The organism is Zoogloea sp., from assembly GCF_044344315.1.
GTDB lineage: Bacteria > Pseudomonadota > Gammaproteobacteria > Burkholderiales > Rhodocyclaceae > Zoogloea.
The window spans coordinates 41,074-54,337 of record NZ_JBIJDC010000006.1; the positions used below are offsets into that span (position 1 = coordinate 41,074).

Here is a 13,264-nt window from a genome sequence, read left to right on the forward strand (position 1 = left end):
GTGAAGGTCGGATTTGTCGGACTGGGGGTGATGGGCCGGCCGATGGCCGGGCATCTGATCGCGGCCGGCCACGAGGTGGCCGTATGGGCGCGCCGGCCTGAATCGGCAGCGCCCCTCGCCGAGGCCGGCGCCCGCGTGCATGCCACCCCGGCGGAGCTGGCGCGCCACTGCGAGGTGGTCATCTCGGTGGTGACGGCCAGCGCCGATGTGGAACACCTGGCCCTCGGGCCGGACGGGCTCATCGACGGCCTGGCGGAAGGCGCCATCCACGTGGACATGAGCACCATCGCGCCGGAGACGGCCCGCAAGGTGGCGGCGCGCTATGCGGAAAAGGGTATAGGCTGGTTGGATGCGCCCGTGTCCGGCGGCGAGGTGGGGGCCCGGGACGCCACCCTGGCCATCATGGCCGGCGGCGACGCCGCGGTGCTGGAGCGTGTCCGGCCACTGTTTGCCTGCCTGGGCAAGACCGTGGTGCACATCGGCCCGGCCGGTGCCGGCCAGGTGGCCAAGGCCTGCAACCAGATGATCATGGTCAACGCCATCCAGGCCTGCGCCGAGGCCATGCGCCTTGCCGATGCCCACGGGGTGGACCTGCACAAGGTGCGCGAGGCCCTGATGGGCGGCTCGGCAGCTTCGCGGGTGCTGGACGTGATGGGGGGGCGCATGGCGCGCCGGGATTTTGCCGCGGGCATCCAGTCACGCCTGCACCACAAGGATTTTGCGATCCTGATGGAGGAGGCCCGCCAGCTCGGCGCGCCCCTGCCGGTGGCCGCCCAGACCTGGCAGCAGCTCAACGCCCTGATGGCGATGGGCGGTGGCAGGGACGATACGGCCAGTCTGCTGCGGGTGCTTGAGCCGGTTCAATGCAAGGGAGCTTGACATGACGAATGCAGCAGGACGACGCAAGTTTGCCGGGCTCCTGGCGACGGGCCTCGGCCTGACCGCTCTGGGGGGCTGTGCCGGGCTTCAACTGGGCATGAAGAAGCCGGAGGTGGCGGTGGTGGATATCCGCCCCCTGGACGGCACTCTGCTGGAGCAGCGCTTCATGCTGACCTTGCGGGTGACCAACCCGAATAGTGTCGAGATCCCCATCGAGGGTCTGACCTTTCGGCTGGATCTCAACGGCCAGCAGTTTGCCACCGGCGTCAGCAACAAGCCGGTGGTCATCCCGCGCCTCGGCAACGGGCTGGTGGACGTGACCGCCACCACCGGGCTGGCGAGCCTGATGCGCCAGTTTCGCGAACTCGCCAAGGGGCGCGACCGGGTGGATTACCGGGTACGCGGCCGCCTGGTGACCGGCAACTTCGGTGGCTTCGACTTCGACGAAACCGGCCAAGTGGGGATGCCGAAGGGCTTTGGCGAGGTGCAGCGGCGCGAACCGGTGCCGCCAGTGGAGCAGTTCTAGACTTTGCGGCGCCCGGGGGCCTGACCGGCCCCTCTTACATGGGCGCCAGAGATACCATCCGCGATGCCCGTAGGCCGCGTAACAGCTGGGTCATGTCGGTGGCGCTGATGGGGCGGCTGCACAGGTAGCCCTGGTAGGCGTCACAGCGCCAGCGGCGCAGCAGGGCCAGCTGGGCTTCGGTTTCGACGCCTTCGGCGATGACTTCCAGGCGCAGGGTGTGGGCCATGGCGACGATGGTCTGGGCGATGGCGGCGTCGTCGGGTTCGGTGACGATGTCCTTGATGAAGGAGCGGTCGATCTTGAGTCGGTCGATGGGGAAGCGTTTGAGGTTGGCCAGGCTCGAATAGCCGGTGCCGAAGTCGTCCACCGATAGTTGCAGGCCGAGCTTCTTGCATTCGGCCAGGATGCTGCGTGTGTGCTCGGGGTTGCGCATCACCAGGCTCTCGGTGAGTTCCAGGTCGAGGTAGGCGGGGGGCAGGCTGGCGTTGGTCAGGGCTGATTTGATGGTGTCGAGCAGCTCCGCGTCGTCGAACTGGCGGGCCGACAGGTTGACTCCCACCGGCACCCGGCAGATGCCCTCCCGCAGCCACACCTGGATTTGCCGGCAGGCCTCCTGCAGCACCCAGGCGCCGATGGGTACGATGAGGCCGCATTCTTCGGCGATGGGGATGAATTTGTCCGGCGGGATCATGCTGCCGTCAGGCTGACGCCAGCGGATCAGGGCTTCCATGCCGATCAGCTCGCCGGAGAGGGTGTCTACCTGGGGCTGGTAGAAGAGTTCCAGCTGATTCTCATCCAGCGCATGGCGCAGGCGGTTTTCCAGGTCGAGCCGCTCGGAGTAGCGCGCCGACAGGCCATGGTCGAAGAACTGGAAGTTGTTGCGGCCGCGCTCTTTGGCCAGGTACATGGCGGCGTCGGCGTTCTTGATCAGGGCTTCCCCGTCGTTGCCATCGTTGGGGTACAGGGCGATGCCGATACTCGGGGTGACGGTGACCTGCTGGCTGCACAGCTCGAAGGGGCGGGCCAGGCTGGCCAGGATGCGTTCGGCTACGTCTTCGGGCATGGAGCCTTCCTGCAGATCGTCCAGCACCACGACGAATTCATCCCCCCCGGTGCGCGCCACCATGTCGCCGTCACGCACGCAGGCTCTCAGGCGCTGGGCCACCGACAGCAGCAGCTGGTCGCCGGCCTGGTGGCCGAGGGTGTCATTCACGTACTTGAAGCGGTCCAGGTCGGTGAACAGTACAGCCACGCCCCGATGCCGCTCGCGGGCTGCATTCATGGCCTCCGCCAGGTGCTGGTTGAGCAGGGTGCGATTGGGCAGGGAGGTGAGGTTGTCGTAATGGGCGAGGTGGCGGATGCGGCTTTCGGCGGCCTGGCGCTGGGTGATGTCAGCGATGATGCCAAGATAGCCGCGGATCTGGCGCTGGCTGTCCCGCACCACCGAGATGGCGATGTTGGCCGGGAAGGTGCTGCCGTCCCGACGCCGCAGGGTGATCTCCCGGGGTTCCAGGTGGCCACTGCCGGTTTCGTCGGCCAGGGCGGCAAAACCGTTGGCCTTGTGGGCGAGGGTCCAGCGGGCGATGTCTTCGGCGGTGTGGAAGACCAGCGGGGTCTCGTTGCCGATGAGCTCCCCGGCCTGGTGCCCGAACAGGCGCTCGGCGGCCGGGTTGAGGACGCGGATGATGCCGGCGGAGTCGGTGTAGACGATGGCGTATTCGGCGCAGTCGAGGATAGCCCGCTGCAGGGAGGTGGTCTCGCGCAGCAGGGTTTCGGCCTTGGCGTGCTTGTCGACTTCCGTTTCGAGGAGGCGATTGGTCTCGCCGAGGGCCTTCACGTACTGGCCGAGGGCGTCATTGGCGTCGGCCAGGGCGAGGGTCTTCTCCCGCACCTGATGGCGGATGGCGTCGGCCCGGGTCTGTAGCACGTAGAGCACGACGGCTGCCAGGATGCCCATCGACAGGCCGGCAAACAGGCGCCCACCGGCGTCCTGCCCGGGCAGTAGGGAATAGCTCAGGCCGGACGGCGCGGTGATCATCAGCCAGCGGCGGTCCGCCACTTTGATGGCATCGGCGTAGGACATCTCGCCAATGCGGAAGTCCGGGCTGGTGTACAGGAAGCGCGGCTCGTCGGTGCCATCGACCAGTTCCAGCTCGAAGTGCAGTTTGGCGTCCCGGCTGATGGCGGGTTGCAGGGATTGCTCGATGAGCAGATCCACCGGGATCTCGATAAAGACCAGCTTCCGGTGCGGCTCCTCCGGCCGTTCGGGGGGGACCACGGGCAGGGTCACGAGTACCGCCTGGGCCTTGTCGCTGGTGCCTGGAGAGAGGAGGTAGGGCTGGCTGGCGGTGGGTTGGCCAGTGCGGGCGGCCCTGGCAATGCCGTCGTGGATGTGGGCCAGTTGACCGGCATCGGGCATGCGCGTAGCGGGAAACAGGCTGCCGGGTGTTGGCCCGCTCCCGCCCTCGTTCCCGGGGCCGGTACTGATGTCCACTACTGGTGTGTTGCCATCCAGCCGCATCAGGCCAGCGCGCAGGACTTCCGGATGGAGGTGCAGGACCGGGGCTGCAAGATGGGTAAAGGCCGGCGCACTGATGCCGGGCTGCAGGGCGATCTGGCGTTGCAGGGCATCTCCGTGGCCGAGGAGGTGAATCACGCGTTCCTGCAGGCGGGCGATCTGCTGCTGAGCGGTCAGCTGGAATTGGGTGCGTGTGGCGGCCAGTTGTTCTTCGACAGTAGAGTGGTAGTTCTCCAGGGTCAGCGCGGCGGCCACGGCGAACACCATTAGCGCCAGCCCGAAGCGGCGGAAAAAATCGACGACCGGGTGAGGTGTCGGGCTGGGCGGCATCACGTCTCCTGTTGGGCCTGGCTCCGGAGTGGGGCTGTGCTGTGCCTCTTCTGCTTGGGCCAGCTTTTAACGGATGTCGAACGGCGTTCTTGAGCCCGCCCGGAGACCTTAGGGCGTCGCGCGCGAGGCTGCCGGGCCGGCCTCAGTTGCCGAAGACGATGCGTAGCCGCTCGGCTTCACGCTCCGCGCTGTCGGCAGGGTCGGTGCTGTCGGCAAAGCGCTGGGCAATCAGCTGGAACTCGCCTTGCAGGGCCAGGAAGGCGTCGAGAATGTCCGGGTCGAAATGGCTGCCGCGGCCGTCCCGCAGGATCGCCACTGCGTCGCCGTGGGGCAGGGCGGGCTTGTACACTCTCTGGCTGATCAGCGCATCGTAGACGTCGGCGACGGCCATCAGGCGCGCCGACAGGGGGATACGTTCGCCGCTCAGGCCAAGCGGATACCCGCTGCCATCCCATTTTTCCTGGTGGGAGAAGGCGATCTCCTTGGCAAAGCGCAGGAAGCTTGCGGCGATGCCGAACAGGGCCTCCGCCTTGGCGATGGCGTCCCGGCCAAGGGTGGTGTGGGTCTTCATGATCTCGAACTCGGCGGGGGTGAGCTTGCCGGGCTTGAGGAGGATGCGGTCGGGAATGCCGACCTTGCCGATGTCGTGCAGCGGCGCCGACTTGTACATCAGTTCGATGTTGCCGTCGGTGAGTTCGGCGGCGAAGCGTGGGTGGTTCTGCAGGTGTCTGGCGAGGGTGCGCAGATACATCTGGGTACGCCGGATGTGGTTGCCGGTTTCGTTGTCGCGGGTCTCCGCCAGGGAGGCCATGGCGACGATGGTGGCGTCCTGGATCAGGCCGAGCTCCCGGGTGCGCCGTACCACCTCGTTTTCCAGGTAGGCGTTGCGGTCACGCAGGAAGTCGCTGGCGGCCTTCAGGGTGAGGTGGTTGCGGATGCGGGTCAGCACCAGGGGCGGGCTGATGGGCTTGGCGATGTAGTCCACCGCGCCGGCGTCAAAGCCCAGCTGCTCGTCCACCTCCTCGTTGCGGATGGTCAGGAAGATCACCGGGATGCTGGCGGTGAGGGGGTCGTCCATGAGCTGGCGACACACCTCGAAGCCGTCCCGGTCGGGCATGCTGATGTCGAGCAGGATGAGATCGGGCAGGGGCTTGCTGGCGGCGAGCGCCAGGGCACGCTCGCCGTTTGTGGCGATGCGGGTGCGGAAGCCGGCCCGGTGCAGGCAGTTCACGATGGGTTCGATGGAGTCCGGGGCGTCGTCGACGACCAGGATCAGCGGGTGGAGCGGATCGGCGGGCGGTGGCACGGTGTTCTCCTGGCGCAATTCAGCGGGCTGCGGGGCAGACGCCCCCGGCATTGTCAGGCCGGGCGCAGGCAGGCCAGCGCATGATCATAATCATAGTGCTGCAGGGCCTCGGCGATCTCGCCGATTTTGGCGGCACCGATCCGCGCCGCCAGATCGCTGCGGATCTGCCGGAAGTGGAGGGGGGCGGCGCCGTCCGAGTTTTCGATGAGACGGATCAGTTCAGTAATGGACTTGTCCAGGGCTGCATCGTCGAGGTGACGAGGTGGGTCGGGCACATCGACGCGTGCCGGCAAGGCGGTGTCGAGCATGCGGGCGAGGGCGTTCATCTCGGTTGCGAGGCTCTGCCGGAGGGGCTCGCTGGGGCTTCCCTTGCGCAGGGCCATCTCGAGGGCGCTTGCGGCTTCCTGGACGGCGCCGGCCCCGAGGTTGGCGGCGGCACCGCGCACGCTGTGGGCAATGCGCTCGGCGTCGGCCGGCAGGCCGGCCTCGAGGGCCTGTCTGATGCGTTCGGCGCAGTCGCCCTGAGACACGGTAAAGCGCTGGAGCAGGGACAGGTAGGTGGCGGGGTCGTCACCGACCCGGCGCAGGGCCGCCTTGACATTGAGGCCGGGCAGGTCGGGCAGGCCCTGTGTCGTCGCCACCGCGTCGGTGCCCGGGGCTGTCGGGGTCGAGCCAACGCGGTGAACCTGCTGGAGGATGGCCTGGACCAGCCTTTCCACCACGATGGGTTTGGCCACGTGGTCGTTCATGCCCGCGTCGATGCAGCGCTGGCGCTCCTCTGCCATGGCGTGGGCAGTCATGGCGATGATGGGCAGGTGGGCGAGGCGTGGGTCGGCGCGGATGCGGCGCGTGGCTTCGAGGCCGTCCATTTCGGGCATCTGCAGGTCCATCAGCACCACGTCGAAGGTGTCGGGGCCGGCGGCGATGAGCGTCTCGATGGCCGTGCGGCCGTTATCGGCCACGCTGACGGTGGCGCCGATGCGCTCGAGCAGGCCGCGGGCGATCTGCTGGTTGATGTCGTTGTCTTCGGCTACCAGGATATGCAGGCCGGCCAGGTCCTGGCCGGCTGGCGAGGCGACGGGCTGGGGGGCGGCGTCGAGGCCGAAGGTGCTGATGATGGCATCGAGCAGGGTGGAGGCGGTGGCGGGCTTGTGCAGGAAGCCGTCAGCCCCGGCTTCGATGGCGTCCCCGGCGGTGCTTGCCTCGCCATAGGCGGTGAGCAGGATGACCGCCGGCGGGGAGGCAAGGCTGCGATCCTGCTTGATGCGCCGGGTGGCTTCGATGCCGTTCTGGTCGGGCATGCGCAGGTCCATCAGGACCAGCCCGAAGCGGTCGCCGCCATCGGCGCGGTGCACGGCGACCAGGGCTTCGGCCGCCGAGGAGACGGCCTCCGAGCGGAAGGGGAAAGTGTGGAGCAGACCGAGCAGGACTTCCCGGGCGACGGGGTGGTCGTCCACCACCAGCACGCGCAGGCCGTCGAGCATGCCGGGCAGGGCTTTGGGGGGGCGCCCCTGGGCCAGCCCGAAGGGCGTGGAAAAGCCGAAGCGGCTGCCGACCCCCGGAGTGCTGGAGACGTCCAGCTTGCCACCCATCAATTCGACCAGGTGGCGGGAGATGGACAGGCCCAGACCAGTGCCGCCGAAGCGGCGGGTCATGGAGTCATCGGCCTGGGAGAAGGCTTCGAAGAGCCGGCCGATCTGATCTTCGCTCATGCCGATACCGGTATCGACCACGTCGAAGCGCAGGCTGGCGTGCTGGCCGTCGCGGCTGTCGCAGCGCACCTGCAGCTGGACTTCGCCGCCGGAGGTGAACTTGACAGCGTTGCCCAGCAGGTTGGTGAGGATCTGGCCGAGGCGCAGGGGGTCTCCGAGCAGATCCTGGGGGACGTCGGGGGCCACCTGGAGGATCAGCTCCAGCCCCTTCTCCTGGGCTTTCTGGGCGACGTAGGTGATGACGCTGTCGAGAACCTGGTCGAGGGCGAAGGCCGTCTGCTCGAGGCGGAGCTTGCCGGCTTCGATCTTGGAAAAGTCGAGGACGTCGTTGATGACGTTGAGCAGGGTGCTGCCGGCGGCGTGGATCTTGGTGACGTAATCGCGTTGGCGGGTCTGCAGGTCGGTGTCCAGACACAGGCTCGAGAGGCCGATGATGGCGTTCATCGGGGTGCGGATCTCGTGGCTCATGTTGGCCAGGAAGCGGGCTTTGGATTCGGCGGCTTCTTCGGCCAGCTGCTTGGCTTCGCGCAGGGTCTCCACGGCCCGGCGGTAGAGGGCGAGGTCTTCCAGAGCCCAGATGCAGTGGGTGATCTCCCCGTCGCCCTCGATCAGGCCGCTCACCGAGATGCCGACCCACAGCAACTCTCCGCTGCGCAGGCGCAGCTGGCATTCGCGTCGCCAGACGCCTTGGCTCTTGAGGGACTGCCACTGCTCGGCCAGAAACTCCAGGGGCAGCCCCGTGCTGTCCATCAGGTCGGGGTGGGTTCCAGCGAGCAGTTCGGCGCTGAAGCCGGCTACCTGACAGAAGCGCGGATTGGCGTACTGGATGGCGCCGCCAGGGGTGGTGATGAGCAGCATGGACGGGCTTTGCTCGACGGCCAGGGACAGCTTGCGCAGCTCCCGCTCGGCGAGCTTACGGGCCGTGATGTCATAGCTCCAGCTGATCAGCGCGGTGTGGCCGCCCACCTCGATGCGCTCCATGGTCATCAGGGTCCAGAAGGGGCGGCCGCCGATGTTCTGGAATTCGGTTTCCAGATCGCGCACCGGCAGTCCACTCTTGAGCCGGGCGATGGCTTTCTCGCCGACGGAGGGGTCGCGGAACCAGGTGGTAACGGGGCGCGACATGAAGGTCTCCATGTCGGTGTCGGCGAGGACCAGGGCGCGGGTGTTGGCGAACAGGGGCGTACCGTCGGGGCGGTTGATGACCACTGCGATGGGGCTCGATTCGAGCATCTGGCGGCTACGCTCTTCGGCGCTGCGGGCGGCGCGCTCGGCGGCCTTCTGGGCTGAGATGTCGACGATGACACCGAGCAGGCCGCCCGGTTCTCCATTGCCGAGGCGGAAGCCGCGGACCCAGTAGAGGGTGTCGTGGCTGCGGCCGTCGGCGAAGGGGATGGCCGTTTCCTTGTGGGAGGTGCAGGCCTCGCGGATGATGCGCCGGTCTTCCTCGTGGTAGCCGATACGGTCGGCCGCGGGCAGGTAGGGCAGGTCGAGGACGGTCTTGCCGAGCAGGAAACTACGGGTGGTGCCGAAGGCCTGTTCGTAAGCGGTGTTGCAGCTCAGGAAGCGGGCATCCGGCCCTTTGTAGAAGACCGGGCTGGGCAGGGCGTCGAGGAGCACCTCGATGAACAGCAACTGGTCGGCCAGGGCTTCACTCTTCTCGGCCAACTGGCGGGTGCGCTCCTTGACCTTGTCTTCCAGTTCGGCGCGGCTGCGTAGCAGATCTGCATTGGCCTGCTGGAGCTGCCCGCGCATGTGCTCCTGGGATGCGTCCAGTTCGGCCAGCTCGCGCCAAGGGGCGTCCACGGGGGCAGGGGCCGAGAGGTCGAGTCGCGCGATGCGCTCGCTTCGTTCCACTAGTGCCGCCATGCTTTGCTCGAGGCGTCGGGCAATGCGTCGGGCCATGGTGATGGCCAGGGTGCCGGTCAATGCGATGAGCAGCAGCAGGACGGGCATTACTTCCTGAAGGCGGGCCGGGATGAAGTCGGCTTCCCGGGCGAAGCCGGCTACCCACCAGCGTTGTTCGCCAAGCTGCAGCGGCACGAACTGCACCAGCCAGTTTTCTCCTTCGTTCTCGTAATTCAGCACGCTGGCGCTGACCCGGTCGGCGTCGCGCCAGCGGGCGTGGCCGTGGCTGAGGAAGTCCACGTCGAGGGCCGCAGCCGGCTGGAGTATGGCGTTGTGCTGATCGGCGAGGTTGGCGAAGCGCGGAAAGCGGGGTACGCCGACGATGTCGCCGGCGTCGGTGAGGACGGCGCCTCCGCCTCGCTCGCCCACGGGGGTTTCAAGGGTGAGGCGGGAAAGCTCGGCCAGGCTGATGTCGAAGGCCAGCGTGCGGATACGCCCGGTGGCGGTGCGCCAGCGGGTGGACACCGTGATGCAGCCGTTTCCGCTGCCGGGGGCCCGGAAGGGGGCGCTCCACACCACCCGGTCGGGGCTGGCTGCGTCAAGGGTGTTGTTGCCAGGGGGGAGGGCGTCGGTGAGGAGCGTGAGCGTGTCCCGGGTCAAGGTGATCCGCTGTCCGTTGGCGTCGGACAGGTGAATGGCGCCGATGCGGCTTTCCTCGCCCATCAAGGGGGCCATGAGGGCCTTGAATCCGGGGACGTCGTTCATGTCCAGGCGCCCAGCCTGACCCCATGCCCGTGCGGTGCCGAGCTGGATCTCGATGCGCCGGAAGCTGCGTTCGGCTTCCGACTGGATATGGGCGGTAGCCTGATCGAGCTGGACGCGGGCCAGTGTCTGCGTGGCCGGGGCGACGATGAGGAAATGCACCGCTGTGCCGAAGGCCAGCAGGCAGGCGATGAAGGTGGCCGAGAGACTGACCAGCAGGCTGCGGGCGAGGGGCGGGCGGGATGGGGTGCTGGCCGGGCCGGACATGGTGTGGGGATCAGTCCGGCGCGGCGTGGCCATCCGTGGCGCTGGCCTGGGGCGTTCCGTAGCTCTGGAAGCGGGCGATGACCTCGGCCATCTCGGCGGCGCTCAGGAGCGTCGGCTGGCCCAGCTGGCAGGTGCGCCAGTACTGCTCGCAGAGGGTTTCGAATTCGATGGCCAGGGCCAGGCTGCGACGCAGATCGGTGCCAAAGACAAGCATGCCGTGATTGGCCAGCAGACAGGCGTTGCGCCCTTCCAGCGCGGCCAGGGCGCCATCGGACAGGGCCTGGGTACCGAAGGTGGCGTAAGGGGCACAGCGGATGTCGTCTCCGCCGAAACGGGCGATCATGTAATGGAAGGGCGGGATGCCCCGCCGCAGGCAGGCCAGGGCAGTGGCGAAGGGCGAGTGCGCGTGCAGTACGGCGCCGGCTTCAGGATGGGCGGCGAGGATGTCCCGATGGATGCGCCATTCGCTGGATGGGGCGTAAGGCCCCTGCCAGCTGCCGTCCATGGCTACCAGGGCCATGTCGCCGTCGGTGCAGTCTTCGTAGCTGCGCCCGCTGGGCGTGATCAGGAAACCCCGGGCGCAGCGCACGCTGGCATTGCCGGCGGTGCCAGCGTTGAGTCCGCTACTGGCCATCGATCGGGCGGTGGCCAGCAGGCCGGCACGCAGCACATTCTCGTTCATCGCAAGTCTCCGGTCGGGCGGTTCAATGCCGGGTGAGGGATGCCAGGGCGTCGGGCTGGACGAGGCCCGACTCGCAGATTATGCCAGTCAGCAATCCGGCTGGCGTGACGTCGAAGGCCGGGTTGCTGACCGCGCTGGTGTCGGGGGCGATGCGCGTGCGCACGATGCGGCCGTCCTCGGTCAGGCCGGCAAGGCACTGCACCTCGTCGGCGCTCCGCTCTTCAATGGGAATGGCCGCGCCGTTCGGGCAGGCGGGGTCGATGGTCGAGTGGGGCGCGGCGACATAAAAAGGAAGGCCGTGGGCGTGGGCGGCCAGGGCCTTGAGATAGGTGCCCACCTTGTTGGCAGTGTCGCCGTTGGCAGCGATCCGGTCGGCGCCGACGATGACACAGTCCACCTGCCCTGAGGCCATCAGCCAGCCCGCTGCGTTGTCGGCGACAAGCGTGTGGGGCACCCCGGCACGGGCCAGCTCCCAGGCGGTGAGGAGCCCCTGGTTGCGGGGCCGGGTTTCGCTGACCCACACATGGACGTCGAGACCGGCGCTGTGGGCCGCGTAGATGGGGGCGAGAGCGGTGCCGTGGCCGCAGGTGGCGAGCCAGCCGGCGTTGCAGTGGGTCATCAGTTGCAGGGGTTTGCGCGTGCCGGCCAGCTGGCGCAGCAGGGTCAGGCCGTGCTGGCCGATGGCGGCATTGTTGGCGGCATCGGCACTGCGGATGGCTTCGGCCTCGGCCCAGGCAGCGGTGCTGCGGGCTGCGGCGGGCAGAGGGGAGAGGGCGGCGCGCATGCGGTCCAGGGCCCAGTGCAGATTCACGGCGGTCGGGCGGGTCTGGCGCAGTACGCCGTCGGCGTGGTGCAGCGTGGCGTCGGAGGCATCGTGGCGCAGGGCCAGCGCCATGCCGAATGCGGCGGCTGCACCGATCAGCGGAGCACCCCGCACCTGCATGTCGCGGATGGCGGTGGCGGCACAGGCAAGGCTGTTCAGGTGCAGATAGTGTTCTTCGTAGGGCAGGCGGGTCTGGTCGAGGATGACGACCTGGTCGCCGTCCCGGCGCAGGGTCGGGCAGATGTCGGACACGGGATTACCTCTATGGCGTAGCGCGGGATTGTATCGGGCTGTCACCGCCCGGTGCGGGTAATCAACGGTTTCTGCATGCCGGAGCCGCGCCGCAGGGGAGACAGGGTTGGCTGGGCCGCTGGCCGGCGACGTGGGCATCTGCCAGAATTCCCGGCCTGTTCCGGAGGCCCCCGATGCCGCACTTGTCTTTTTCCCTGGTGTCCCGTCTGCCTGATGTGGGCACCACCATCTTCACCACCATGTCCCGATTGGCCCAGGAGTGCGGGGCGATCAATCTGTCTCAGGGGTTTCCCGACTTCAGCGCAGAGGACGTGCTCTTCGAGCGCGTCGCCCATTGGATGCGCAGCGGCCACAACCAATATGCGCCGATGGCCGGTGTCCCGGCCCTGCGCGGGGCGATTGCGGCCAAGGTCAAGGCCCTGTACGGCACCGACTACGATCCGGAGCACGAGATCACCGTCACCGCCGGCGCCACCCAGGCCTTGTTCACCGCAGTGGCGGCGCTGGTGCATCCGGGGGATGAGGTGATCGTCTTCGAGCCGGTGTACGACTCCTATGTACCGGCCATCCAGCTGCAGGGCGGTGTGGTGCGGCGGGCCCGCCTGAGCGCGCCCGACTATCGCCCCGACTGGGCTGCGGTGCGGGCCCTGGTGTCGCCGCGAACGCGCATGATCATGATCAACACGCCCCACAATCCGAGCGGCAGCGTGTGGAACCAGGCCGATCTGCAGGCCCTGGCGGACCTGACCCGGGGGACGGACATCCTGGTGGTGGCTGACGAGGTGTACGAACACATCGTCTTTGATGGTGCCCGCCACGAGAGCGTGGCCCGTTACCCGGAGCTGGCTGCGCGCAGCCTGATCGTTTCCAGTTTTGGCAAGACCTATCATGTGACCGGCTGGAAGGTGGGCTATGTGCTGGCGCCCCAGGCGCTGATGGCGGAGTTCCGCAAGGTGCACCAGTTCAACGTGTTTACGGTGAATACCCCGGTGCAACTGGCCCTGGCCGACTATATGGAAGCGCCTTCCCGTTATCTCGACCTGGCGGCCTTCTACCAGGCCAAGCGCGACCGCTTCCGGGACGGGCTGGCGGGCACCGGCTTCGAGCTGCTGCCCTGCGCCGGTACCTATTTCCAGACCGCCCGCTACGGGGCGATCTCCGATGCCTCCGACGTGGATTTTGTTGACTGGCTGACCCGCGAGGTCGGAGTGGCGGCGATTCCCCTGTCGGCTTTCTTTGGTGACGGGCGTGATGAAAAGGTGATCCGCTTCTGCTTTGCCAAGCGCGACGAGACCCTGCTCGCGGCTTTCGAGCGCCTGCAACGCTTCTGCTAAACTCGATTGCATTCCCCTGGAGTTC

The 13,264-nt window shown here is 67.7% G+C and carries 8 protein-coding genes; 3 read left to right on the forward strand and 5 right to left on the reverse strand.

Annotated elements, in window-relative coordinates; translation table 11 throughout:
- A complete protein-coding gene (locus ACIQ09_RS02455; protein ID WP_398305576.1) occupies positions 1 to 879 on the forward strand; it encodes an NAD(P)-dependent oxidoreductase in 879 nt (292 codons plus the stop codon).
- Between the two features lies 1 nt (position 880).
- Positions 881 to 1,405: an LEA type 2 family protein gene (locus tag ACIQ09_RS02460; protein WP_398305579.1), complete on the forward strand. Its 525-nt coding sequence runs from the start codon at positions 881 to 883 to the stop codon at positions 1,403 to 1,405.
- 34 nt (positions 1,406 to 1,439) lie between these two features.
- Here ACIQ09_RS02460 and ACIQ09_RS02465 read toward each other — a convergent pair whose 3' ends face one another.
- The 5 genes from ACIQ09_RS02465 to mtnA form a co-directional block, all read right to left on the reverse strand.
- Positions 1,440 to 4,253, reverse strand: coding sequence for an EAL domain-containing protein (locus ACIQ09_RS02465; RefSeq protein ID WP_398305582.1), 2,814 nt, complete (start codon positions 4,251 to 4,253; stop codon positions 1,440 to 1,442).
- 142 nt (positions 4,254 to 4,395) lie between these two features.
- Positions 4,396 to 5,559: an HD-GYP domain-containing protein gene (locus ACIQ09_RS02470; RefSeq protein WP_398305585.1), complete on the reverse strand. Its 1,164-nt coding sequence runs from the start codon at positions 5,557 to 5,559 to the stop codon at positions 4,396 to 4,398.
- 53 nt (positions 5,560 to 5,612) lie between these two features.
- Positions 5,613 to 10,181: a response regulator gene (locus ACIQ09_RS02475; protein WP_398305588.1), complete on the reverse strand. Its 4,569-nt coding sequence runs from the start codon at positions 10,179 to 10,181 to the stop codon at positions 5,613 to 5,615.
- A complete protein-coding gene (locus ACIQ09_RS02480; protein WP_398305591.1) occupies positions 10,159 to 10,830 on the reverse strand; it encodes a class II aldolase/adducin family protein in 672 nt (223 codons plus the stop codon). The genes ACIQ09_RS02475 and ACIQ09_RS02480 overlap by 23 nt, the downstream gene beginning before the upstream one ends.
- Before the next feature lie 22 nt (positions 10,831 to 10,852).
- Positions 10,853 to 11,905: an S-methyl-5-thioribose-1-phosphate isomerase gene (gene mtnA, locus ACIQ09_RS02485; RefSeq protein ID WP_398305594.1), complete on the reverse strand. Its 1,053-nt coding sequence runs from the start codon at positions 11,903 to 11,905 to the stop codon at positions 10,853 to 10,855.
- Between the two features lie 173 nt (positions 11,906 to 12,078).
- Here mtnA and ACIQ09_RS02490 point away from each other — a divergent pair, with 173 nt between their 5' ends.
- On the forward strand, positions 12,079 to 13,239 hold the full coding sequence (locus ACIQ09_RS02490; RefSeq protein ID WP_398305597.1) for a pyridoxal phosphate-dependent aminotransferase: 1,161 nt from the start codon (positions 12,079 to 12,081) through the stop codon (positions 13,237 to 13,239).
- The last annotated feature ends 25 nt before the right edge of the window (positions 13,240 to 13,264 follow it).

Bases quoted from the DNA above. Each gene is read 5' to 3' on its own strand.
- ACIQ09_RS02480 (WP_398305591.1), bottom strand. From the start codon at position 10,830: ATGAACGAGAATGTGCTGCGTGCCGGCCTGCTGGCCACCGCCCGATCG.
- ACIQ09_RS02465 (WP_398305582.1), bottom strand. From the start codon at position 4,253: ATGCCGCCCAGCCCGACACCTCACCCGGTCGTCGATTTTTTCCGCCGC.
- ACIQ09_RS02490 (WP_398305597.1), top strand. From the start codon at position 12,079: ATGCCGCACTTGTCTTTTTCCCTGGTGTCCCGTCTGCCTGATGTGGGC.
- ACIQ09_RS02460 (WP_398305579.1), top strand. From the start codon at position 881: ATGACGAATGCAGCAGGACGACGCAAGTTTGCCGGGCTCCTGGCGACG.
- ACIQ09_RS02475 (WP_398305588.1), bottom strand. From the start codon at position 10,181: ATGGCCACGCCGCGCCGGACTGATCCCCACACCATGTCCGGCCCGGCC.